This is a genomic window from Bifidobacterium actinocoloniiforme DSM 22766 (genome assembly GCF_001263395.1).
GTDB lineage: Bacteria > Actinomycetota > Actinomycetes > Actinomycetales > Bifidobacteriaceae > Bombiscardovia > Bombiscardovia actinocoloniiformis.
In genome coordinates, this window is record NZ_CP011786.1 from 365,901 (window position 1) to 388,442 (window position 22,542).

The following is a 22,542-nucleotide window of genomic DNA, read 5'->3' on the forward strand; positions in this document are numbered from 1 at the left end:
CACAACAGAGTTGTAACCATAAAGGAGCAGTTGTGGCAGCAATTGAAAGCGTGTACGCACGCGAGATTCTTGATTCCCGTGGCAACCCGACCGTCGAGGTGATTCTTGAGACCGAAGACGGCGCGGAAGGCCGTGGCCTGGTCCCCTCCGGCGCTTCGACCGGCGAGGCCGAGGCTTGGGAGCGTCGCGACGGCGACAAGAAGCGTTACCAGGGCAAGGGCGTCCTGGACGCGGTCAAGGCCGTCAATGAGACCATCGCCCCGAACGTCATTGGCATGGATGCTTCCGACCAGCGCGCGCTGGACGAGACCATGATCGCCCTCGACGGCACCCCCAACAAGGGCAAGCTGGGCGCCAACGCCATCCTGGGCGTCTCCCTGGCCGCTATGTACGCGGCCGCCGAGTCCGCCGAACTGCCGCTCTACCGCTACCTCGGCGGCACCAACGGCCACATCCTCCCGGTGCCGAACATGAACATCATGAACGGCGGCGCCCACGCCGACTTCGCCACGGACATCCAGGAGTACATGATCTCCCCCTACGGCTTCGACTCGTACCGTGAGGCCCTGCGCGCAGGCGTCGAGGTGTACCACACCCTCAAGGGCATCCTGAAGAAGGATGGCCACGAGACCGGACTGGGCGACGAGGGCGGCTTCGCTCCCAAGATGAAGTCCAACGAGGACTCTTTGAAGTACATCATGGACGCCATCTCCGCCGCCGGTTACGAGCCCGGCAAGCAGATTGGCCTGTGCCTGGATGTGGCTTCCTCCGAGTTCTACAGCAAGGACAAGGACAAGTACCACTTCGACGGCGAGGACCGCGACGCCGACTACATGCTGGACTACTACCAGGGCTTGGTGGAGAAGTACCCGCTGGTCTCCATCGAGGATCCCTTCGCTGAGGAGGACTGGGCTGCCTGGCAGAAGATCACCGCGGCCATGGGCGACCGCCTGCAGTTCGTCGGCGATGACCTGCTGGTGACCAACCCCAAGCGCCTACAGAAGGGCATCGACTTGAAGGCCGCCAACAGCCTCCTGGTCAAGCTCAACCAGATTGGCACCGTCACCGAGACCCTCGACGCGATTGAGCTGGCCACCGCCAACGGCTTCACCTCGATGGTCTCCCACCGTTCCGGCGAGACTTCCGACACCACGATCGCCGATCTGGCCGTGGCGAAGAACACCCGCCAGATCAAGACCGGTGCTCCGGCCCGTGGTGAGCGCATCGCCAAGTACAACCGTCTGCTTGAGATCGAGGAGGAGCTGGGCTCCACCGCTGAGTACGCGGGTTACTCCGCCTTCAAGGCCTGCAAGCAGTACATGAAGTAAGCCTTCCGAGACCGGTGCCTCACGGTGATGGTGTTGGGGCACCGGTCGTGTTCGCCCGTGGCTCGCCGAGTCGGCTGCCACGGGTATTTTTGTGGGTATGACCAAAGCAAGCCTTCCGCGTTCACAGCGGGCATCAGCGGGCGTCAGCGGTTCTCAAGACCGTAAAGGCGGCAAGCGGGGGAGAAGCCCAGTCTCCCTGTGCATCAGTCTGATCATCGTCTTCATCGGTGCCATCCAGCTGGTCTCCACTTTCCACACCTATGCGGTGAACCTCTCCGAGCTTAACGGTCTGAAGAACCAGCAGGCGACCCTGGTTGCGCAGAAGAGCCAGTTGGAGAACGACATAGCCCGATGGAACGACCAGGCTTACGTCACCGCGCAGGCCAGGGATCGGCTGGGGTTCGTTTTCCCCGGCGAGCAGGCGATACGGGTGCTCAACCCGGAATCCGTCATAGGGGGGAAGGTGCCCAGCGCCAAGAGCAAGAGCACGAGCCCCTCGGACAAAGGCCAGGTCAGGCCCCCCCTGCCCTGGTACCGTGAGATGGCTTATTCTCTAGGCAAGGCCGACGCATCGGCCCAGGCCAAGACTCAAACCCAGTCCCAGTCGGATAGCGGCGGCCAGGGGCGGACCAGTCCGGGGGGAGCCAGCGATAGCGGCCGGGAGGACCAGCGTTGAGCGCGAATACGGGGGCGAGCGAAAACACATCGATTGATGGGGTCGAGGTCATGGCCCTGAGCGTCGAGGCGATTGAAGACTTGGTCGGTCGGGCTTTGAGCCACCGGGCCAGCCCAGAGCAAATCGAGCGCGTGGAAAAGGAGCTGGGTCGCTACCCGCGGGGCATTGTGGCCGTGGGCGCCAGCTGCGTCTGCGGCAACCCGCTGGCAGTGATTACCAGGCCCCTGCTGCCGGGTGGCATCCCATTTCCGACCACCTGCTATCTGACCGCCCCTGAGGCGGTCAAAGCTGTCTCGCAGCTTGAGGCCGAGGGCAGGATGGCCGCTTGGAACGAGGCCTTGGCCCAAGACGAGGACCTGCGCGTTGGATACGGGCGTGCCCACCGCACCTACTTGGCCTTCCGCCGGGCCCTGGCACAAGGCTTGGGCGACGATGAGAGCCATATCGAAGGTGTTTCGGCCGGTGGGATGCCCAGTCGGGTCAAGTGCCTGCATGCCTTGGTCGCCCAGTCCCTGGTCATGGGGGAGGGGGTCAACCCTGTGGGCGATCAAACGCTGGCGGAGGTCAAGGGGCTCTTCGATCCCGTCGTCTGTCGTTGTGAGCGTCCCTGGGGATGCGCGGAAGGGCAGGGCGCCGGTCCAGAGGGGCGGTAGACCGCCTGGCTTGGACAGACTGGACCACAAGGTAAAAGTGTTGCGGGGCCGGCGTTAGCTGGCTACGAGGAAGGGAGCGCGCCAGGCATGGATGCGGTGACAGTGGCTGGAGTGGACTGCGGGACCAATTCGATCCGGCTCATGCTGGCTCAGGTGGATGAGGCGGGCCTGCACCCGCTGCTGCCGAGAACCATGCGGGTGATTCGCTTGGGCGAGGGCGTGGACGAGCACCGCCGGTTCTCCCAGGAGGCTCTGGAACGCGCTTGGGTCGCAGCCAGGGAGTTCGCGCGGATTCTCGCAGGTCATCAGATGGATGCCATGCGTTTCGTCGCCACCTCCGCGAGTCGGGACGCTGAGAACCGGTCGGAATTCGAGGACGGCATCCAAGACATCCTGGGGGTCAGGCCGGAGGTGATCGCTGGGTCCGAGGAGGCCAGGCTGAGTTTCCTGGGCGCGGTGAGCGTGTTGGAGGCCCGTCGGCAGCCAGCTGACATGTCCCCGGCCCCGTATTTGGTCGTCGACCTGGGCGGCGGCTCGACCGAGCTGGTGGTTGGCGGCGATGGTGGTCAGGCGCCGGCCGACCAGGCCCAGGCCTCCTACTCGATGAACATCGGTTCGGTGCGCATGACCGAGCGCCACTTGAAATCCGACCCAGCCGCTGCTGGACAGATCCGCGCAGCCCAGGCGGATGTGGACGCCCACATCGACCAGGCCTTCAAGCAAGTGCCGGTGGGAGGGGTACGCACCTTGATCGGGGTCTCAGGAACTGTTACCACTATGGCCGCCCTGGCCTTGGGCCTCAAAACCTACGACAGCCAAATCGTGGACGGGGCTCAGGTGCGCATGGCCGACATTCAGGAGGCGGGCCGCCGGGTCCTGGCCATGAGCCGAAGCCAGCGGGCTGAGCTCAAAGCCATCCACCCTGGGCGCGTCGATGTGATCGGCGGCGGGGCCCTGATCCTGAATCAGCTCTTGGACCGTCTGCGTCAGGAGGCGCCTGACCTGGGCACGGGCTTCGTCGCCTCCGAGCATGGGCTCCTGGATGGGATGGTCTTGGACCTGGGCCGACGGCTGTTGGCTGAACGGGCGCGTTCCTGTTCGGCCTGAAGGGTATAGTGGCCAAGGTGAGGCGAGCCCCGGTGGCGAAACGGTAGACGCAGCGGACTTAAAATCCGCCGCCCTCGCGGGTGTGTGGGTTCGATTCCCACCCGGGGCACGAGCGGGGTCCTAGCGGGTCCATGACTTGTAACTTACACTTAGAGCCGATACCCTAGGGTGAGCTCACTAGTTCGGAGGACAGACATGACAGCAGAAGGCATGCCGCGGGTTAACGCAGATTTCGGTGCGTACCCGACGGTCGAATTCGAGGGCGAAGCCCCCGCAGGCCTGAAAGTCGTGGAGCTTGTGGAAGGGGACGGGCCGCTCGTTCGTAAGGGCGATACGGTCACCGTCAACTACCACGGCCTGGTATGGGGTTCGGACTCGCCGTTCGACTCCTCTTTCGACCGTCATCAGCCCGCCTCCTTCGCCATTGGCGTGGGTCAGGTGATTAAAGGCTGGGATCAGAGCCTGCCCGGTCACAATGTGGGCTCCCGGATCTTGGTCTCGATTCCTTCCCAGTACGGCTATGGGCCGCAGGGTATGCCCCAGGCCGGCATCGGTGGGGGAGACACGCTCGTCTTCGTGATCGACATCATATCGACCCGTTGACGCTCCGACCGTCAAGCGCCGGTCAGGGCCGGCGCTTTTTCTTATATGCGCCCGGCTTGTGCACAGCCGCACCTGCCGAGCGTCCAGCGCCAGCGGCACTCGATGAAGCATAGGCCAAGAAGGGAAATCAAGATCTACAGCGTTCGCGCCTATGGCGCGGGCGCCGGAGCTCCGCAGGGGGAGGCGCTCACAAAACCGTGAATAGTAAAGGAGAATAAGATGGCTGAGGAAGAGACGATCCTGCTCACCCAGGAAGCGTACGACAAGCTCCAAGATGAGCTCAAACACCGGCAGGGGGAGTACCGCGATGAGATCACCGAGCGCATCGCCGCCGCGCGGGCTGAAGGCGATTTGAGCGAAAATGGAGGTTACCAGGCCGCCCGTGAGGAGCAAGGCAAGAACGAGGGGCGCATCAACGAGCTGATCGTCAAGCTGCGCAACGCGAAGATCCTGAAAGCCCCCAAGGCAGGGATGGTCGGCAACGGTTCGGTTGTCACGCTGGAGCTGGCCGGGTCCGAGCAAATCTATGTGCTGGGCTCACGCGACATCGCCGTGGCCACCGACTACGACGTGATTAGCCCGGAATCCCCGATTGGCGCGGCCATCATGGGCCATAAGAAGGGCGATAAGGTCTCTTACAAGGCGCCGAATGGCAAGGAGATCAGCGTGGACATCAAGGATGCCCAGCCGCTCAAGTGAGGCACTGAGGTTCCGCCTCCCCCGGCTCCCTTGGGGCCCCGCGCTGGTGCCGCCTGACCAAGGCGTGAGGCTGGCTCAGGGGCCCCAAGGCTACCTGAGCTGGCATACGACAAGGTAGATGGCTACCACATGGCAGGCGTAGCCGGCTACAGTGCCACTGTGGAAGATCTCATGGAAGCCGAAGACTTTGGGCCAGGGGTCGGGCTTGCACAGGGCGTAGACGACGGCGCCGGCGATGTAGCACAAGCCGCCGGCGATAAGGAGCCAGACGACCGCAGGGCCTGCGGACGGCGACTTCCAGAAGAGGCCCAGGAAGGCCACGCCCGCAACGCCGAAAATCACATAAACCGTGGTGTAGAGCCAGCGTGGGGCGGAAATCCAGACCACGTGGATGAACATGACTACTATGGTGGCCGACCAGATGCCAACCAGGATGACCCGCCGCCAGAAACCGTCCAGGGCGAAGGCGACCGGCGTGTAGGTCCCGGCGATCAAAAGGAAGATGTTCGCATGGTCCAAGCGTCGCAGGATGTCGGTGACCCTTGGTGACCAATCGCCCAGGTGGTAAAGGGCGGAATTGCCGAACAGGGCCAGCGAGCAGAGCATGAAGACCACGCAAGCCCACTTGATCCCAACACCGGGCGCGATACAAATCAAGACGATGCCCGAGGCCAGAGCTAGTGGACTGGCGGCTGCATGAATCCAGCCGCGCATCAAGGGCTTAGGGCGACCGTGCACGTCCAGCCGGACCTTACGTGCGATTCCCCGTGCAGGTATGCCTTCGATTTTGGCGGCCTTGAGGTCGCCCGCCTGGATGATCCGTGAGGCTCGGTCCCGAGCTTTGTCCCTCGCCGCATCCGCATTGGCTTTCATACGGTCCCCCCGGGCCAGATGGGCTTGCTGGCGGGCATCGGGAAGCCCCAACCGGCGCTGCTCACGCTGGGCCGCAACCCGTTGACCGCCCTGCTCCTGGGGATGATTCGCCATCGCGCTCCTTCAACCATGGCGCACGGCCCCTGAGCCCACGCGCCCGTCTCCCTCTCCACCAGTCTATCCCGGACCCCGTTCAGCGGGTTCAGACCTTGGCGCGGCTGGCTCACCTGACGGCGAGAGGGTCTGGCAGGCCGGACCCCTTTCGCTATGATGAAGGTATGGCTGATTTCTCCGAGATTCTCTCCACGTTTCAGGACTTCGACGAAGCCGACCGTGAGTGGCTTCATTTGCTGGTGGCCGACTGGCAGGTGATCGCCGACCTGAGCTTTGCGGACCTGCTGCTCCTCCTGCGGCGCAAGGATGGGCGCTATGTAGTCGCTGAGCAGTGCCGACCCTCCACGGTCATGTCCCTGCTCACCGAGGATGTCGTAGGCGACTTGCTGCCCGAGGACCGCACAGCGGAGTTGGACACGGCCATGAACTCGAAGAAAGTCCTGCGTTCCAACAAGATGCGCACGATTGGCAAAGTTACGGTCTGCGACGTTTACGCCCCCATCCGCCACCAAGGGAAGACCCTGGGGCTGGTGGCCAGGGAGACGAACATGGCCACCCGCGAATCAAACGGCCGCTACGAGGGGGAGAGCATCAACGCCGGCAAGGCCTTGTTCGATATGGTTACCCGGGGGCGGTTCCCCTACTCGGACTCGGTCTTGAACCAGCGCCATAACGCGCGCGTAGCCGACGGCTTCATCATCCTGACCGCCGATGGGATTGTGCGCTACGCCTCGCCCAACGCCATCTCCTGCTTCCGCCGCCTCGGATCGGTCGAGACCATGCCCGGTCAGTACCTGAGCGAGATCGGCACTTCGCTGATTCAACAGAACGACCCCCTGCCTGAGTCACTGCCATTGGTGCTGACCGGCAAGGCGGCCGTCGATTCTGAACTAGTGGTCAACCGTTCCGCCGTCTCCATGCGCTCCCTGCCCTTGTATGGCAAGGAAGGGCGTGTGGGAGGCATCGTCCTGTGCAGGGATGTGACCGAGTTAAGAAGGCGGGAGAAGGAATTGCAGACCAAGGACGCCACAATCTCCGAAATCCACCACCGGGTCAAGAACAACCTGCAAACAGTCTCCGCCCTTTTACGGCTCCAGAGCCGGCGGACCAAGTCCGAGGAGGTGCGCAAGGAGCTGGAGGAAGCCCAGCGGCGGGTGCAGACCATAGCGGTTGTGCACGAGGGGCTGAGCCAGACCGCCGACGAGATCGTCGACTTCGACAAGGTGATAGCCAACCTGCTGAAGCTCAGCGTGGACCTGGCGACCACCTCCGACCAGAAAATCGCCATATCCTACATCGGCAAGTTTGGCATGATGCCGGCCCAGGACGCCACGCCCCTGTCGCTGGTGCTGACCGAGCTGGTCAACAATGCGGTCGAGCACGGTTTCGAGGGCCGCAAGAGCGGTCACATCACGATTTCCGTAGGTCGCGGAGGCGATAACCTGAATGTCGTGGTCGAGGATGACGGCAATGGCTACGACACGGAATCCAAGGCTGGGTTGGCCCGCCCATCCGGTTCGGGACTTGGCACGCAAATCATTAACACGTTCGTGACTAACGACTTCGGTGGCACGGTGCGCTGGGGGCCTCGCCGCGATGGCGGCACCCGCGTGGTGATTAACATCAAGCTGCGCGTGGCCCAGAAGACTGGCGACAAGAGCCTCTGAGCGCGGTCGATTGCTGCGACGGACCAAGACATACGAAATGGAGGGACTTGGCGATGCTCTATCGCCAAGCCCCTCCATAAGGTTGCTTACAAGCGGTCACAGGCTGTAAGGCGAAGCTTCCAGCCTCATGCCTGCGCCAAGCTCAGGACTGCTGCATGGCCTGGGTTCGGCGGGCGCGCATGGCCCGGCGCTTCAAGGCCCGCCGCTCATCCTCGCTCAAACCGCCCCAGACCCCGTAATCCTGGTTGGTGTCCAGAGCGCACTTCAGGCAAGCGTCGATGACCTCGCAGGTCCGGCAGACGGCCTTGGCCTCTTCAATCTGCTGGTAGGCGGCGCCCGTGTTTCCCACCGGGAAGAAGAGCTCCGGATCCTTGTCACGGCATGCCGCTTTGGCCCGCCAATCAAATGCGCTGCTCATGCTTGATGTACCCCTTGCCTTCCATACTTTGGAACTCGAACTTCTTATAGGGAAGCACGATTACGCCGACTTTTCAAGGTTTTGGCGGCGATTTCCCACAGGGCATGCATTGGAGGGCCCTGGCCTGGCCCCGTCCGACCAGGACCGCTCGGCCCGGTGTGGCGGACGCCTTGGAGCCCAGACGCGCCAGGAGGGAGGTTGGGATGCCTGCCATCAGATCCGTTCCACGGTCGCCGCTGGGGAAAAGGATACGCACCGGGAAAAGCTCGGGCTTGCGCAGGGGGCGGGGCGACTCCAGGCTCAGCAACACGTCAACGCGAGAGTCCTCCAGCGCTGCTTGCAGGCGGCGGGCCAGGGGCTCCTGGTTCAAGGGGTCCATGAGTTTGTCGGCTCCGTCAATCAGCCAGAGGGCGTGCGGTGCGCGTGGGGGCTGGCACCTGTCTGCCTGTCGTTGTTGCCCATTTGCGCGCATGACTGGCCCCGACCCGGGCACCTGGCAGGGACTTGCCCACGATTCTGGAGCGGATGGGTTCGCTCTGATTCGTCGGCTGACGAAGCCCTGAGACCTCGGCTGGGTCCAGGTCAGTTGAAGGGGCCCCCGTCCCAGGTCGTGGCCAGCCAGGGCTTCAAGTTGGGAGAGGATGGTTTTCAAGCAGGTGGTCTTCCCCCGGCCTGCCCCACCGATAACGGCAATGTTCCCCTCGATCGGGAGCAGACAGGGAGAGGTCATCACCCCATCGTCGGTCAAGCCAATCGGCAGGAGTGGGCAGCGGTCCCTGACACGCGGGCCATACTTGCCCCTTGCGTGCGCCGGCAGCTGCTGAGGCAGGGGGGTGGTGAAAAGGGCTTTCGCTGGGTTAAGGCCAGCGAAAGCGGCGGCCAAGCGCACATGATCAACCACCAGGCCCACATCCGCGCACGGCGAGCAGCGGAAGGGTTCCAACCGATCGCCATCGCTCCAGAAACCGGCCCCCGGCAGGTTGGGGCTGATTCTCGCCGCGCAATCCGCCCCAAGCAGCTCCTTGGATTGAAGGGGTTCACGCACCCGCAGGCTGATGTTCAGGTTCATGTTCGACTTCATATGGGCGCTCACCTGGCCCATCGGGTTTTGCGTGCAGGCGATCAGGTTCATGCCCAGGGAGCGCCCCAGGGAGGCCAGCTGGACCAGGTGGTCCATATAATTCGGCAGCTGCTGGCGCAAGGCCTGGAACTCGTCGATGACCACAACCAGGCGGGGTGGCGGTTGGCGTAGGTCGCTGGCTCCAGTGCCCCCTTCGGCTGCAATCAGGTGCTCGCGGCGCTTGAGTTCGCGTTCGATGCCCTCGATGGCCCGGACCGCGTGGTCCAGGTCCAGGTCGGAGACCGAACCCGCTGTGTGGGGTAGTCGGCTCAGCTGGTTGAAGGCGGAGCCACCTTTGAAATCCAAGAAGACGAAATTGAGTTGGTTGGGCGGCAGGGCGCAGGCTAAGGACAGGCACCAGGCCTGTAGGAAGACGGACTTGCCTGATCCGGTCGTACCGGCCACAAGGGCGTGCGGGCCCTGCTTGGGCAGATTCAGGCGGAAGTCGCCGTCGGGGCAGACGCCGATGACCGCCTCGCAGAGCGACTCGGTCAGGTCCGTGCGTTCCCCTGCGAGGAGCCAGCGGCGGACGACCCCCTGCCAGAGGGCTCCGCCAGAGTCCCGCGCCTCATGTCCTGGCAGGATGCGCTCCAAGCGGGGAGGGGAGAGGGTTTCGAAGCAGGGATTGAGGTCGTTTGTGATTCCCGCTGACCAAGGTTCATTGGAAGAGACCGTCCTGTGGGCCGACCGAGGGGATTGACGCTCCTGTCGTTCACCCAAGTAGGTGGATAAGCCCGCCGCCAGGCTGGCTAGGAGGCTGGGGGCGAAAAGGGCCGCGTACATCCAGCGCCCCTGGGCTCCCATCAGCGCGACGAGTGCCACCTGGGCCAGGATTGGCGCCACTTGGCCAGCCAAACGCAGTTTGGAAATCGCGGCTTGGCATTTATCTGGGCCGTCGTTCGCGCGTGGGCGCCGCGTGTGGGGGAATCCGCTCATGGGTCATGAGTCTGCTCCCTAGTGGCCTAACAGGTCCAGTCTGTCAGACGCATGTGGTCGAATGTGCCTGACGCCCGCTTACATGCCGCCAACGGTGCCGGGTTGGTGGGTGCCTTTGTTGAGACGGTCGAAGAGGTCCAGGTTGCGTTTGTCATCCAGCAGCACGGTGGAGCCAAGACCGCCTGGATAGTAGTCAGGGTCTGTCCAATAGACCGAGCCGTTGATCCCATCGGCCCCGGATGCGTCACGGAAGGCCAGGAGCATGCGCGCCAAGGTCAGGGGGTTAGCGTTCTCATCCACGATGACAGCGCCTAGGGCCGCCTTGGCTAGCTTGGAGTCGGTGGAGGGATTGCTCAGGGTCTTCGGCGAAGCCGCTTTCTGGGCGATGGCGCCAATCACCTTCCGTTGACGCTCGGCCCGGCCGAAATCTCCCTTGGAATCCGCGTAGCGCATGCGGGAGAAGGCCAAAGCGGTCCCGCCGTCAACGTCGTGGCATCCCGCGGTCCAATTGAGCCCGGAATACGGATCGTTGACGCTCTGGTCATAGCACAGGTTGACGCCGCCAATGGCGTTGACGACGCCTTCCAAGCCTCCGAAGCGAATCAGAGCGGCATGGTCGATTTTGTGGCCGGTGATGACTTCGACCTGCCCGGTCAGTGCTGGGTAGCCCTGCAGGTTAGCGACAGCGTTGATTTTCATATCCTCGTCTCCCGCCTTCACCAACGAGTCACGGGGGATTGAGATCAGTGAAGCGGGACCGTGCTTCGGCTTGGTCAGCACCAGAATCGTGTCGGTGCGGAATCCCGGAGTATCGTCTGAGCTGCCAGTGCCTTGAGTGCCGTCGCGCTCGTCCGAGCCAAGGATGAGCCAGGATGTGGCCGGCCCCGAAGCCATCTGTGTGAGCATGTTTTTATGCTGGAGCTGCCGGTCCACCCACATCCAGGTGTAGCCGCAGCCAGCAGCCGTGAGCCCCAGGATCAGGACCAGAAGGATGGCTATGGTCTTGCGCACGCGATGACGGCCGGGCTTGCCCGCTGTTGCGGTGAACGCCGCAGGTCTCGTGGCTGGAGCGACTGAAGTCAGCGGGCGGGGCATGGATGCGTTGGCTCCGCCGGCCATGCGGGAGGAGCCAGATGAGCGCCTTGCCGAGCGAGGGGGGGTCGGATTGGCCGCACGAGGCCCGTCGCTGGAATAGGCTACGGGCAGGGAGGACTTCCCGCGCCCAATGCTCTGACTGGTCCTGGGGGTGGCTGGAGCGGCGCCCGAACGAGCTGTGCCCCCGCTCCGACGGGGTTCGCGCGCCTGGCTGGCTTGCTTGGTCTGCTGGGGTTGTCTGGCTTGCACGTGCTGGCGGCGAAATTGCTGGGAGCTACCGGCGGGAAGGAAGGAGGGGGGTTCCTGTGCCGACGATTGACGTTGTTCTCTCTCGCTCATCAGGATCCATCCCCTAGTCTCGCCCCCGGTCTCTTCAGACTTAGACTTAACATGCCGCTAGAATTCACCGAGGATTTCCCGCTCACTTCTGCGCAGGAACGGCACATACGGTGGCGGACAGGTAGCGGTCGGCGATGCCGATGTACTGGCCGCTGCCCGCATCCCGGATCGTTCCATCTTCGGAATCTACGATTCCCCCAGTTACTGGGTCGATCAGCTGGCCGCCGCGGGTGATTAAACCTGTTTTGGGGTCGGGGGTCTCTTGTTGGTTTGCCGAAGCCGAGGGGGACGTTCCCTGGGCGCCCTGGGTCTGCGTCTGAGCCTGGGGCCGCTGTCCCTGTTCGCGTTGGGATGGTGCCTGTTTGCCAGCGGCATCCAGATTCTGCTGCCTGACCTGGTTGAGCTCGGCATCGGTCAGGGGTTTCTCCGCTCGGAGTGCGGCCCATACGGTCTTGGCGTCGCTGGACCAACGCACCCGGGCTTGGGGGTAGTCGGGATCGGGTTCGACAGGCAGGGTCCTTGAGTAGACATGCGAGGCGTCGATGTGTTGCATGCTGTCCGCCAGACCGTACAGGGTCATCACATTGCCCAGGCCCTGGCTGAACTGCAAGGCCGACAGGGAGGTCTTAGATAGTTGGAACATTTTGCCGAAGTTGGAGTAGACATCGCTGCTCTTGGCCTCGTTCATCAGCGACTTGATCAGGTACTGCTGGCGGGTGGTGCGCATGATGTCGGAGCCGTCCGTGCCGGTGCCGTGACGCATACGCGCGTACTGGGTGGCTTGGGTGCCATCCAAGTGTTGCAGTCCGCGCTTGATGTCGACGCCGGTGTAGCCGTCCCAAGTGTCTTGCGGCACGCAGATATTGACACCGCCCAGGGCGTCGATCACGTCCTTGAGTCCGTTGAAATCAGCGACGACGAACTGTTGGACGTCCAGACCGGTCAGGGTGTTGACCGCCGTCAGCGCGCAAGAGGCGGCCGAGGCCACGTCGCCACCCTGCTGGTAGCCGGTGGCGAAGATTGAATTGAACATCACGTAGTGCCGGGCGGGAATGGTCTTCCCGGAGCTCGTCGTGCAAGCTGGGGCGTTGACCATTGAGTCGCGGGGGATGGGCACCAGGTTAATGTAGGAGCGGTCAGCGGCGATTTGCGCAACGATGGCTGTGTCCGACTGGTGGTTCTCGGCGTCTTCGGGGTCATCGCCGCCGATGGCGGCGTTTCCGGCGCCTGAGCGTGTGTCCTGGCCGAGGACGAGTACGTTCAGGGTCTTACCCTTGTAAATGTCCTCGGGCTTTGGGGTCTTGGCACCGGCCTTGAGCTGGTGGACCGAGGGGACGACGTTGACGCTGCCGAGGATCTCGATCGCGGCAGCGGCGACGAAGGCGGCTACGAAAGCGATGGCGGCGCACGCGCTGATGGCTACGGCCTTGCGGGCCCGGTGGGAGATTCGGAATCCAAGCGAGTGTTTGGGGCCCGAACGAGCCCGCCCACGGATGTTGGGCAGGTCGTGGTTGCTCTCCTTGTGTGAGGTCACGTTCGCGCCTTCCTGCTCTGCGCTGCTGGTTCCATGCTCGCCGCGCGCTTGGGCAGACGGGTCCTACGAGCTGTCGTGCGCGCATACTCCCGCCAATTGTAAGACTTGGGCTGGCCTGGAAGGCCCGGCCAAGAGCTCCAGAGGCCGACTGCCGGCGTGCGTGGACGGGGTCCCGGGCCCGCCGCTGGGCGGGAAGGCGCTCTGCTGACTTGGCTTGGGCCTGCGGGCGGAGCGAATGTGAAAAATGTGCAAGAACTGCCGGACTCAGGGCCTCATACAAGGCCTTGCGTAGACTGGAGCCTATGACTTCGTCCACTCCTGTGTTCTCCGACGTCCAGCAGGTCCTCGCCAGCGTCTTGGCCGAACGGCCCCGCTCCGTCCGGCAGGAGGTGGATCCGTCGGTCGCGGCTCTGGTGAGCGTGGAGGCCGATATGACCTACCTGCCCGCCACCCTGTCCGGCCTGTTCAGCCAGAGGCTCATGCCTTCCCTGGTCATCATCGCCGACTGCTCGGGTCGTACCACTGAGCCCTTGTACTCCACGCTGACGCTTGATCGGGGCCAAGGACAGGCTCCCGCTCGTACGGTGCGGATTGAAGTGGTGAGGGCTCACGGGGCCAGGTCGTACGGTGACGCGGTGCGCCGTGCTTTGGGCTACGCTAATCTTCCCGCCAGTGTGCGCGCTCTTTGGCTCTTGCATGATGACTCCCGTCCCTTGGACGAGGACTGCTTGGAAACCTTGGTTGGCACCTGGCGTGATACGCCCGCGGCCTCCTTGCTGGGCGCCAAACAACTGGACTGGGAGGGCCGGGGCCTGCACAACGTGGGGTCCTATGCGGTTAAGGGAGGGCTGAACAGCCTGGTTGTGGACGGCGAACCCGACCAGGAGCAGTACGACGCCCGGCAGGATGTCTTCGCGGTCAGCCTGGCCGGCGCCCTGGTGCCCTTGCAGACCCTATCATCCCTCTCGGGTTTGGGCTCCTGGGCCAGCACCTTCGGCTTATCCGCTGACTTCTGCCGGAGGGCCTGCCTGTCCGGGGGCCGGGTGGTGGTGGCCCCGGCCGCGCGGATCGCTCATCGTCGGGCCCGCTACGAGGGTTTGCGCGGCAAGGATGGCGAGCAAAGCGAGCAGGAGAACCCGCGCGACAGCTCCATGCAGGTCATCGATGCCCGCGAATCATACTTGTACTCGGGGCATCGGCCTCTGACCTGGCCTGTGCTCTGGATCGCCCGTCTTCTGGCCGCTTTCTGGTTCGCTGCGCTCAGCCTGACCGCCCAACGGCCCTATGCGGCGGTCTGCGAGCTCTGCGCCCCCTGGCGTGTGCTGGGCCACTTGGGCCATCTCTTCTCGGCCCGCCTTCACTTGTCCCGGGTCGTCAACACATCGTTCAAGCATTTGGAACCACTTCAGGCCTCCCACGCGCAGGTCAAACAGTGGAGGGCACGCACCAGGGCTTATGAGGACCAGTTGGCCCGTCCTCTGCTCAGCAACCTGGCTCGTGCGCACTTACGCAGGCTTCAGCGAATCCGTGTCCTCTGGGCCCTGGGCATGGTTGTCGTTGTGATGGTTTACACGGCTTGGGCCGCTTGGCCTGTCCTCAAATCCCTTTTCCAAGGAGGTGCCCTGACCTCCGACTACTTGCTGAGCTCGTCGGCAGGGTTGGGGCAGCTGGCTCGCGCGGCGACCGTGCCGTGGACCTGGGGTTTGGCCCTGGGCGCACCCAGCCCGCCCACGCCTTTCCTTCTCCTGCTGCTGCCGCTGGCCGTTCTGACCGGCGGTCGGGTCTGGGTGGCCGTGGCCTTCCTCTTCTTCGCTTGCCTGCCTTTGGCGGCCCTGTCTTTCTGGGCTTTGGCTGGTGTCTTCACCCGATCCAACCCGATTCGGGCCATCTCCGGTCTGCTTTGGGCCGCTTTGGCTTTCGCCCTGCCCCTTTACGCCGACGGTGACCTGCCAGGCCTGGTCGTTCTGGCTTTCCTGCCCGCGGCCTTCGCTTTCACCTTCCGGGCTGTGGGCATGTACCACACCGAGCAGCCGGCTCAACCACACCCCTCCGCCAGGAGCGCGGCTTGCGCCTCCCTGTGCTTCATGGCTGTTGTGCTGGCCGAACCTCAGCTCCTGCTGGCCTTGGTGGTCGTCTTCATCCTCTTCGTCTGCCTGGTGGTTAGCCACAGGACCATGCTGGTCATGATCCCCCTCCCTGCGGCCCTGGCTATGGCGCCAACCCTGGTCAACGCGGTAGGGCACTGGGGCCAGGGAGGCTGGCGGCAGTTGTTCGGCGATGTGACCCAAGCCTCCTCATCCCGCTTCGGGCATCCCAGGGCAGCGAGCGTGGTGGACCTGGTCACAGGCTTGCTGCGGGTGGATGTCTCTGGCGGACCATCGACTTGGTTGGCTCGTAATTCATGGCAATCCTTGGCCTTTCTCGGCGTCTTGGCCCTCGTTGCAGCAATCGCCCTGGTCAGTCTTTGCCTGTCCTCGATTTCCCGTGTCTCCCGGCTCATGTGGTTCCTGTCCATCGTGGGCGCGGCCCTGGCTACGGTTTCCGCCTGCGTGGCGGTGGGGCAGGATTGGTCCGGGCCAGTCGCTGGGTCGCCCTTGCCTGGTCTGATGCTCGCTCTTCTAGGTCTGCTGGCCTGTGTTGCGATGATTGCTGGGGGCGCGGTCACGCCGTTCACCGCGATGAATGTACGCTGGAGTAACGGTTACCATGCCTATACGGCTTTGGGGTCAGCCACCGACGCTTCCGAGTTGGAGGCTGAGGCCAACGGCGACGTCTCCCAGTCAGCGTCCGCCGTCAGCTTCCATGGTCTGATCAGACGGTTACTGGGCCGCTGGTCCCTCACACGAGTAGCCAGGGCCGTCCTTGCCGTCGTCCTCCTGGCCATCCTGGCTTTCTGTGGCGCTGTGGGGCTGCATAGCGCATCTGTCTCGTCCCTTGCAGCCAGGCAGGGAGGTTTGCCGATGGTGGCGGTGGATTACCTGAGCCGTTCCGAGTCTCACCGGGTCCTCGCCCTGGCGCCGGTCAACGAGCGCCAAGTGGGCTTTGTCTCCATGCGCACGGCCAGGGGCGATATGGTGGACTCTTCGGCTGCCGCCCAATCCATGCCCCTGAGCGGTCGGCAGGACCAAGCTGACCGGAGACTCTCCTCGGCTGCCGCCGCCTTGATGGCCAGCGCGGATTCCCAGGCGATTGAGACGATCAGTCAGCTGGGCTTCGGAGGCATCTTCGTGCCGTCCGGGCAGGCTGAGGAAGCTATGGGCGGTTCGGCTTCACCCGCCGAGACCTTGACGGCTAACATCACCGGGGCTGACGGAACCCAGCAAGTGGTCACCGGGCCTTCAGGCACTTACTTCCGCCTGACCCGCGTCGACGCCAGTCATCAGGGGGTCCACCTGGAGGGTGAGCGAGCTGCTGCCGGCTTGTGGTGGCGGCCGGTCTGGCTTTGGTCGTTGGGCTTGGTCCTTCTGGCCTACTGCTTGGTCGCCCTGCCTCGATGGACCCTGAGCGAAGGGAGCGCAGCATGAGCACGAACGCATCGCCGCAGTCGGCCCAGCAGGACAGCAAGGCCCAGGACGTCCCAAAGGCTCAAGTCCCGCAAGGGCGGCGGATGGGGAGAGTCGTAACCTCCGCTTTGACGGCTCTGATCATCATCGCCTTGGCCCTGGCTCTCCTGCTGCTGAGGCCCCCGAGCGCGCTGAGTGACCAGGGGCGGGTCGCGGACATCGGTTCCAGACAGGTCAGTCAGCTGAACTTGACGGATTACTGCCCCGCCCGTATGAGTTTGGCGGACACCACTGGTTTCGGCGAAGCTAAGCCGGATGAAGGCAACATCGCCTCGGCTTCCCGGTATGCGGCTTTTGGTCCTGTCTATGCCTCCTACGCGCGCACAGTGGGATCCGACGACGAGCTCAAGCTGAACGACGCCGACCCCAGTGACGACGACCAGGTTCAGACGGCCTCAAGCCCAGCCGGCGAAGGAGGCAGCATCCAATCCACGCGCTTGCTCAAAGCCGTTCAGGGGGCCGGCGCCGCGTCGTCGATGGTCTCTTGGGCTACTTCCGGTGATCTCAGGGGTGTGCAGGCGGCTTCTTGCCTGCCCACAGGCTTCGAGCGCTCCTTCTTGCTGCCAGCCAGTCAGAAGGGATGGTCGCAGCAGCTGGTTGTGTACAACCCCTCGACTAAGGCCGCCAGCGTGAACTTGGAAGCGTATGGGACCAGCGCGCGCGGACCCCTGGCCTTGAACACGCGCGGAGTGGTTACCGTCAAGGCTGGTGGGGATTCTGTGTACGATTTGGCGGCGGCCGCGCCGGGTCAGGACGCGCTTTTCGTGCGTTTGACCGGCACCGACGCCCCGGTCGCCGCCACGGTTCGGCTGAGCGCCATGTCCGGCACCGACGCTCTGGGCTCGGATTTCGCCACAGACATCGGCCAGGAGTCGCGTCAGGCCGTCCTGCCGGGGGTGGAGGGCGGCGATCAGCCCCAGCTTCTGTTGATGAGCCAGGGCAAGGCCCATATCAAGGCTTCCTGGGTCTTAAGCACTGGCTCCACCCAAGCTAAGGAAGCCGATCTGCCTGGCGGACGAGTGGCCGCGATTGACATGGGCCAGGCACCCGAAGGCGCGGTGGGCTTGAGTCTGGATGCGGATGCGCCAGTGCTTAGCGCCGCTAAGCTGACCAGGCAGGGGCAGGATGGCCAATCCGACTTCGCCATGTTGGCACCCGCCAGTGCCCGGAAGGTCAGCGCCATAGCCTTGCCTGATCAAGCGGTCGGCAGTCTGGCGCTGGTCAATGTCAGCGGCCGCGAGTCCTCGGCCACGCTCGTAGGTCTCGACGGCGCTGGCAAGCGAACCGGCTCGCGGAGCCTGAACTTGAACCCTGGGCAGGGAACCATCGTCAGCATGGCGGACCTGGGGCATGGCACCGCTCTTGCGCGCTTGGAGGATTCGAACGCCACCTTGGCCTGGTCGGCTCGTGTAGGGGTGGACGCGGTCTCCCAGGCTGGGGTGACGGGCTTGGCTGTGGTCGGGGCGCAGGCTTTGGAGCCGCAGACCCTGCGTGTGCGCGCCCAGCAGGACAGGACCTTAGTCAGGTAGGGGGGCTGAATCGGCCGGCCCGGCTTAGGCCCCCCAAGAGGGGTCGATGTCCTCCGGGTGGCGGCCGTAGAGTTCCGACAGGCGCAGGACCATTTCGTCGCGAATCATCAGTTCCAGCTCGTAGCGGCTGTGGGCCTTGGTCTGCATGGGCAGGCGGTAGAGGACTATTCTGGCATCGACGCCATGGCTGGGAGCGAATGACCGGGATAAGGCGCAGGGCTCGTTGTCCCAGGGCAGGGGGTCCGAAGGCGGCACATCTTCGACAGCGAACTGGACCGGCCCCACCAGCTGCGGCCAGGCCATGCCCAGGCGTTTGATTTGTGAGGCGACCATCGTGTCGAAAAGGCCCGCGTTGGTGCGGGAACGGGGGAGCCGGGAGCCGAAAGTGGGTCGACGCACACCCCGGCCGTGCAGGTCACGGTAGGAGCCCTGCGTCCAGGGTGTTCGGGCGGAATTCATGGGACCACCATAGCCCTTCCGCCTGATATGGAGGCCTTGCTAGGATACTGCTTGTCCAGCGGCGCGGGGTCGCTGCCAGCTTCAAGGGGTAAGGAGTCGCTCATGGGCTTGGGCCAGCGCTCACCAATCGTCGTGCGGCCTTGGCGCCAGCAGGACTTGTCCGCCATCTGCGCCAGGGCACAGGTTCTGGCTTTCGACCTGGACACCACTTTGGCCCGTTCCAAGACCAGGATGGACCCGGACATGGCCGTCCGCTTCGCCGCCATGACCAACCTGCGCCCAACGGCCATCGTGTCGGGCGGGCGCTTCGAGCAATTCCGGGACCAGGTCTTGGATGCTTTGCCGGCCGCCGCCGATCTGAGCGCCCTCCATCTGATGCCCACTTCCGGCACCCGCTACTACCGATGGGGCGGCTCGGGCTGGCAGCAGGTTTATGCCCATGATTTGAGCGCTCAGGAGCGGGAGGCAGCCGTGAACAGCCTGGAGCGCAGGGCCCGCCAGCTGGGCGACTGGGAGGAGCGGACCTGGGGGCCTCGCATCGAGGACCGCGGTAGCCAGATCACTTTCTCCGCCTTGGGCCAGGAGGCGCCGGTGGACGCTAAGGAGGCTTGGGACCCGACCAATGAGCGCAAGAACGCCTTGGCCCAGGCCGTGGCCGCTGACCTGCCCGACCTGCAAGTGCGCTCGGGAGGCTCCACCAGCGTCGACATTTCCGCCAAGGGCATTGACAAGGCTTACGCCGTGGGACAGTTAGCGGGAATCCTGTCGGTGCCAGTGGACCGGATGGTTTTCGTGGGCGATCGGATGGATCCGGACGGCAACGATTACCCGGCGGCCCAGGCTGGGACCATGGCCCTGAGAGTCAACGATCCCGATGACACGCTTGAGCTTTTGGAGGCGATGGAGCCGCTTTTGCGGGCCTGACCTCTACTTCGCCCCTCTGACGTTCGCCGGCACATTCGACCACATGGGTGCGCTGTCCTTGCCTATCGGCCTCCTAGCCTCTTATCCTGGCCCGCATGGATGGAAGCGCACATGTTCCGAGGCTTTGGGTTCCGGGCCTGTTGGCCGCAGTCCGTGATTTGATCGTGCCCCGAGGTTGCGCTGGTTGCGACTGCCCGGACGAGGTCTTGTGCCCGGCCTGCGCCGCTCTCTTCCGGCAGTATCGGAGTTTCCCGGCCGCTGGCTTCGTCTGGGGGAGCGGCCTGGCCTGTGCTGGCTACCAGGGGCGGGCCCGGCGGGCAATCCTGGAGTGGAAGGACCATGACGATGAGGAGGTCACCAGGCCCTTAGGGCGCGCTATGGGCGAGCTGGCGGTCCAGTCCCTGGAGCGGGCCTGGACTGGGAACCTCGGTCCGGTTCCCTCGCAAGTGCTGATTGTCCCCGCCCCCTCGTCATCCAAATCGGTCCGCAGGCGGGGACGGGTCCACATGCCGCCGGTGGCCGGGGCCGCGGCTGCCTCGCTGCGCCAAGCCGGTCTGCCAGCTCAGGTTCAGTTGGCGCTGATTATGGGGTCGGTGCGGGGTAAGTCCGTAGAGCTCCACGGGTCCTCGGCGCGGGCCTCCCGCCTGAGCGGGCGTATTCACACCCGGGCTGGCATTGAGTTGACTGGCCAGTCAGTCATCCTGGTTGATGATATCGTCACCAGTGGTTCCACCATCCGCCAGTGCGCTGCGGCCCTTCGGACCGCCGGGGCTTACCCCTTGACAGCCCTGGCCCTGGCGCGGGCCGGTCGGGGATCTGACCCCAGCCGGGCCGTTGAGCCTGTGCCCGTCATCTAGCGAGCGTGGACGGTCGCCATCTCGTCCCAGCGGGTGGTGCAGCGGGGTGAGAGCATCCGCCGGTTCATGGCCCACTCGGCTCCGGTGTCCTCATCCTGCCGTCCTTTGCCGCGCACGCCCCCGAAGCCGATGCCGACCCGAAAAGGGCCGAAGCGGCGGGCCGCCTCATCCAGGGCCGGACCCAGTCCCCGGTCCCGGTTGGCTTCCAAGCCATCCAAGGTCTGGTAGCCTTTAGCGTCTCGCAGGTTCTCCAAAACGACGCCAGCGCGTATGTAGGCGGCATGAGGGTCGACTCGTCCCGCCAAGGCGGTCCTGGCGGCCCGGGTGATGACCACGGGGTCGTCCGATGGATCCTCCAGGCGCGTCTGCCCGCTCATCGCTGAGTATTGGCCGGGCGCGTAAGGACTGGAGGAGCAGAAGACGCGCACCCGGGAGCATAGGCTTCCCTGCCGGCGCAGGCGGGAGCAGGCTTTCTGCGCGTAGACGCCCAGGGCTTGGCTGAGGGTGCCGAAGCCGACCACAGGTTTTGAGAACATGCGCGAGCACAGGATTTGCTGGGAGCGGGCTCCGCCATTGGCATCCTCCTCGCGTTCGATCGCCGGTGTGCCGCGCAGCTCCAGGACTGTGCGCTCCAAGAGCACGGAGAAGCGCCGCCTCATCGCCGTTGGGTCCGCGCGTTGGAGGTCCAGGGCGGTCAGGATGCCCGTGGACTCCAGCTTTTTGGTCAGCCGTCGGCCAACCCCCCACACATCGGCCACTGGCACCGAGGCCAGGGCCCGGTCACCGTCTTGGGCCAGCACTTGACTCCACAGGGTGACCCCGTTGGCTCCGGGGTGGTTCTTAGCCCAATGATTGGCCACTTTAGCAAGGGTCTTGGTGGGTGCCACGCCCACGCTGACCGGGATGCCGACCGACCGCAGGACGGTCTCGCGCAAGTCCGCGCAGATGGCTTGGGTTCGTTGGCCGTCCCAGAGGGAGAGCATGAAACACTCATCGATCGAGTAGACCTCCTGCTCAGGCAGGAAGTTCGCCATGATGGACATCATCCGGTGGGAGAGGGAGGCGTAGAGCTCGTAGTTGGAGGAGCGGGCCACCACCCCGTCGCGCTCGGCCTGCTCGCGGATCTTGAACCAGGGGGTGCCGTTGGCGATCCCGAGTCGTTTGGCCGCAGGGGAGCGGGCCACCACACAGCCGTCGTTGTTGGACAGGACGACCACAGGCCGACCGGCCAGACTGGGATTGAAGACGGATTCGCAGGAAGCGAAAAAGGAGTTAGCGTCGGCCAGCACGAATTGCGGGGTCAGGCGAGCGTGGTCGTAGAGTTGGTCTTGATTGAAGTCTTCAGGCATGGCCGCCCCATCCGGCACTGGGGTAGGGGGCGGATCTGCGTGTGCCCTGTCCCGAGCTCGGACCGCCGCTTTGGCGCCCATGCCCCGCCCGGGCGGACGAGGGCGCTCCGGCTGTGGGCGCGCCGGGCCTTGGGCAGCTGACGGAAGGCGCTGGATTGCGGTTGGCCCGTGCAGGGGTCTCCTCCCGCTGCCAGTGGTAGTTGCCGGTCACTACCCCCCAGACGACCAAAACTTCACCTCCCTGGGGCTTGAAATCCGGGTAGGCCGGGTTCTCCGCCTGCAGCCAGGTCCGCCCACCTTCGCTGCGCAGGCGTTTGACGGTCAATTCGTCATCCAGGATCGCGATGACCACATCCCCGTCGCAGGGGTCCAGACCCCGGTCCACGACCAGGAGGTCCCCATCGAAAATGCCCGCGCCAGTCATCGAGTCGCCTGCCACCCGCACCACAAACGTGGAGTCTGGATGGATGAAGACGTGCTCGTCGAAAGAGAATTCAGTGGAAAAGTAGTCCTGAGCCACTGAAGGGAAGCCTGCATGGACCGCCTCCAGCGCTAGGGGAACCGGGTGAGGCATCCGCGTGACAGAGTGGACGCCCCTGAGCGAGACGGTTCGCGCGCCCTGCTGTGGGCGCGCTTCCATGGGAGCTTTACCAGGCTGTTTTCCCATCGTCATCACCTCGCCTGAGAACATGAGAACAT

Annotated in this window: 19 protein-coding genes and 1 tRNA gene; 12 read left to right on the plus strand and 8 right to left on the minus strand. The window is 64.4% G+C overall.

What is annotated here, in order from left to right:
- Window positions 1-32: 32 nt before the first annotated feature.
- From eno to AB656_RS01435, 7 genes are all read left to right on the plus strand, one after another.
- The gene (gene eno / locus AB656_RS01405) at window positions 33-1,328 is read left to right on the plus strand and encodes a phosphopyruvate hydratase (protein WP_033503295.1); all 1,296 of its coding nucleotides are present in this window, start codon (window positions 33-35) and stop codon (window positions 1,326-1,328) included.
- A gap of 97 nt (window positions 1,329-1,425) precedes the next feature.
- Entirely contained in the window at window positions 1,426-2,004 is a 579-nt protein-coding gene (locus AB656_RS01410; RefSeq protein WP_051905231.1) for an FtsB family cell division protein, read from the plus strand.
- Window positions 2,005-2,054: 50 nt separating this feature from the next.
- A complete protein-coding gene (locus tag AB656_RS01415) occupies window positions 2,055-2,657 on the plus strand; it encodes a DUF501 domain-containing protein (protein WP_033503364.1) in 603 nt (200 codons plus the stop codon).
- Window positions 2,658-2,744: 87 nt separating this feature from the next.
- Window positions 2,745-3,764: a Ppx/GppA phosphatase family protein gene (locus tag AB656_RS01420; protein WP_033503298.1), complete on the plus strand. Its 1,020-nt coding sequence runs from the start codon at window positions 2,745-2,747 to the stop codon at window positions 3,762-3,764.
- Between the two features lie 26 nt (window positions 3,765-3,790).
- Window positions 3,791-3,873, plus strand: a tRNA-Leu gene (locus AB656_RS01425).
- 86 nt (window positions 3,874-3,959) lie between these two features.
- A complete protein-coding gene (locus AB656_RS01430; RefSeq protein WP_033503300.1) occupies window positions 3,960-4,367 on the plus strand; it encodes an FKBP-type peptidyl-prolyl cis-trans isomerase in 408 nt (135 codons plus the stop codon).
- A 219-nt stretch (window positions 4,368-4,586) separates the two neighbouring features.
- Window positions 4,587-5,066: a GreA/GreB family elongation factor gene (locus tag AB656_RS01435; RefSeq protein WP_033503302.1), complete on the plus strand. Its 480-nt coding sequence runs from the start codon at window positions 4,587-4,589 to the stop codon at window positions 5,064-5,066.
- A gap of 90 nt (window positions 5,067-5,156) precedes the next feature.
- Here the strand turns inward: AB656_RS01435 and trhA are convergent, their stop codons facing one another.
- Window positions 5,157-6,053, minus strand: coding sequence for a PAQR family membrane homeostasis protein TrhA (gene trhA, locus AB656_RS01440; RefSeq protein ID WP_052122805.1), 897 nt, complete (start codon window positions 6,051-6,053; stop codon window positions 5,157-5,159).
- Window positions 6,054-6,217: 164 nt separating this feature from the next.
- Here trhA and AB656_RS01445 point away from each other — a divergent pair, with 164 nt between their 5' ends.
- Complete coding sequence (locus AB656_RS01445) at window positions 6,218-7,720, plus strand: sensor histidine kinase (protein ID WP_033503304.1); 1,503 nt, start codon at window positions 6,218-6,220, stop codon at window positions 7,718-7,720.
- A gap of 142 nt (window positions 7,721-7,862) precedes the next feature.
- On the opposite strand, the gene AB656_RS01450 is transcribed toward AB656_RS01445, so the two are convergent.
- The 4 genes from AB656_RS01450 to AB656_RS01465 all read right to left on the minus strand — a co-directional run bounded on the left by AB656_RS01450 (window position 7,863) and on the right by AB656_RS01465 (window position 13,162).
- The gene (locus tag AB656_RS01450) at window positions 7,863-8,138 is read right to left on the minus strand and encodes a WhiB family transcriptional regulator (protein WP_033503305.1); all 276 of its coding nucleotides are present in this window, start codon (window positions 8,136-8,138) and stop codon (window positions 7,863-7,865) included.
- Between the two features lie 73 nt (window positions 8,139-8,211).
- Window positions 8,212-10,194 carry an FtsK/SpoIIIE domain-containing protein gene (locus AB656_RS01455; protein ID WP_051905232.1) on the minus strand — a complete coding sequence of 661 codons (1,983 nt, stop codon included), beginning with the start codon at window positions 10,192-10,194 and terminating at the stop codon, window positions 8,212-8,214.
- A 78-nt stretch (window positions 10,195-10,272) separates the two neighbouring features.
- Window positions 10,273-11,628 (minus strand): LCP family protein, encoded by a 1,356-nt coding sequence (locus AB656_RS01460; protein WP_051905233.1) that lies wholly within the window; start codon window positions 11,626-11,628, stop codon window positions 10,273-10,275.
- An 82-nt stretch (window positions 11,629-11,710) separates the two neighbouring features.
- On the minus strand, window positions 11,711-13,162 hold the full coding sequence (locus AB656_RS01465; RefSeq protein ID WP_051905234.1) for an LCP family protein: 1,452 nt from the start codon (window positions 13,160-13,162) through the stop codon (window positions 11,711-11,713).
- 302 nt (window positions 13,163-13,464) lie between these two features.
- Here AB656_RS01465 and AB656_RS01470 point away from each other — a divergent pair, with 302 nt between their 5' ends.
- On the plus strand, window positions 13,465-16,686 hold the full coding sequence (locus tag AB656_RS01470) for a glycosyltransferase family 2 protein (protein WP_033503308.1): 3,222 nt from the start codon (window positions 13,465-13,467) through the stop codon (window positions 16,684-16,686).
- Window positions 16,683-18,254, plus strand: a complete 1,572-nt coding sequence (locus AB656_RS01475) for a DUF5719 family protein (protein ID WP_051905235.1) — start codon at window positions 16,683-16,685, stop codon at window positions 18,252-18,254. Before AB656_RS01470 ends, AB656_RS01475 begins: the two co-directional genes overlap by 4 nt.
- Window positions 18,255-18,278: 24 nt before the next feature.
- Here AB656_RS01475 and AB656_RS01480 read toward each other — a convergent pair whose 3' ends face one another.
- Entirely contained in the window at window positions 18,279-18,713 is a 435-nt protein-coding gene (locus tag AB656_RS01480) for a metallopeptidase family protein (protein WP_033503309.1), read from the minus strand.
- Between the two features lie 102 nt (window positions 18,714-18,815).
- Between AB656_RS01480 and AB656_RS01485 the strand changes: the two genes are divergently transcribed.
- On the plus strand, window positions 18,816-19,637 hold the full coding sequence (locus tag AB656_RS01485) for an HAD-IIB family hydrolase (RefSeq protein WP_051905236.1): 822 nt from the start codon (window positions 18,816-18,818) through the stop codon (window positions 19,635-19,637).
- 140 nt (window positions 19,638-19,777) lie between these two features.
- On the plus strand, window positions 19,778-20,494 hold the full coding sequence (locus AB656_RS01490; RefSeq protein WP_051905237.1) for a ComF family protein: 717 nt from the start codon (window positions 19,778-19,780) through the stop codon (window positions 20,492-20,494).
- Here the strand turns inward: AB656_RS01490 and AB656_RS01495 are convergent.
- Both AB656_RS01495 and AB656_RS01500 read right to left on the minus strand, forming a co-directional pair.
- Window positions 20,491-21,843, minus strand: a complete 1,353-nt coding sequence (locus AB656_RS01495) for a Y-family DNA polymerase (RefSeq protein WP_051905238.1) — start codon at window positions 21,841-21,843, stop codon at window positions 20,491-20,493. The genes AB656_RS01490 and AB656_RS01495 overlap by 4 nt on opposite strands.
- On the minus strand, window positions 21,836-22,510 hold the full coding sequence (locus tag AB656_RS01500) for a LexA family protein (RefSeq protein ID WP_236681887.1): 675 nt from the start codon (window positions 22,508-22,510) through the stop codon (window positions 21,836-21,838). Before AB656_RS01500 ends, AB656_RS01495 begins: the two co-directional genes overlap by 8 nt.
- Window positions 22,511-22,542 lie beyond the last annotated feature (32 nt).

Excerpts from the sequence above, each read along its gene's own strand:
- AB656_RS01500 (WP_236681887.1), bottom strand. The coding sequence starts at position 22,510 with ATGGGAAAACAGCCTGGTAAAGCTCCCATGGAAGCGCGCCCACAGCAG.
- AB656_RS01480 (WP_033503309.1), bottom strand. The coding sequence starts at position 18,713 with ATGAATTCCGCCCGAACACCCTGGACGCAGGGCTCCTACCGTGACCTG.
- AB656_RS01410 (WP_051905231.1), top strand. The coding sequence starts at position 1,426 with ATGACCAAAGCAAGCCTTCCGCGTTCACAGCGGGCATCAGCGGGCGTC.
- AB656_RS01455 (WP_051905232.1), bottom strand. The coding sequence starts at position 10,194 with ATGAGCGGATTCCCCCACACGCGGCGCCCACGCGCGAACGACGGCCCA.
- AB656_RS01420 (WP_033503298.1), top strand. The coding sequence starts at position 2,745 with ATGGATGCGGTGACAGTGGCTGGAGTGGACTGCGGGACCAATTCGATC.
- trhA (WP_052122805.1), bottom strand. The coding sequence starts at position 6,053 with ATGGCGAATCATCCCCAGGAGCAGGGCGGTCAACGGGTTGCGGCCCAG.
- AB656_RS01470 (WP_033503308.1), top strand. The coding sequence starts at position 13,465 with ATGACTTCGTCCACTCCTGTGTTCTCCGACGTCCAGCAGGTCCTCGCC.
- AB656_RS01495 (WP_051905238.1), bottom strand. The coding sequence starts at position 21,843 with ATGCCTGAAGACTTCAATCAAGACCAACTCTACGACCACGCTCGCCTG.
- AB656_RS01415 (WP_033503364.1), top strand. The coding sequence starts at position 2,055 with ATGGCCCTGAGCGTCGAGGCGATTGAAGACTTGGTCGGTCGGGCTTTG.
- AB656_RS01445 (WP_033503304.1), top strand. The coding sequence starts at position 6,218 with ATGGCTGATTTCTCCGAGATTCTCTCCACGTTTCAGGACTTCGACGAA.
- AB656_RS01435 (WP_033503302.1), top strand. The coding sequence starts at position 4,587 with ATGGCTGAGGAAGAGACGATCCTGCTCACCCAGGAAGCGTACGACAAG.
- AB656_RS01450 (WP_033503305.1), bottom strand. The coding sequence starts at position 8,138 with ATGAGCAGCGCATTTGATTGGCGGGCCAAAGCGGCATGCCGTGACAAG.
- AB656_RS01460 (WP_051905233.1), bottom strand. The coding sequence starts at position 11,628 with ATGAGCGAGAGAGAACAACGTCAATCGTCGGCACAGGAACCCCCCTCC.
- AB656_RS01475 (WP_051905235.1), top strand. The coding sequence starts at position 16,683 with ATGAGCACGAACGCATCGCCGCAGTCGGCCCAGCAGGACAGCAAGGCC.
- AB656_RS01485 (WP_051905236.1), top strand. The coding sequence starts at position 18,816 with ATGGGCTTGGGCCAGCGCTCACCAATCGTCGTGCGGCCTTGGCGCCAG.
- AB656_RS01430 (WP_033503300.1), top strand. The coding sequence starts at position 3,960 with ATGACAGCAGAAGGCATGCCGCGGGTTAACGCAGATTTCGGTGCGTAC.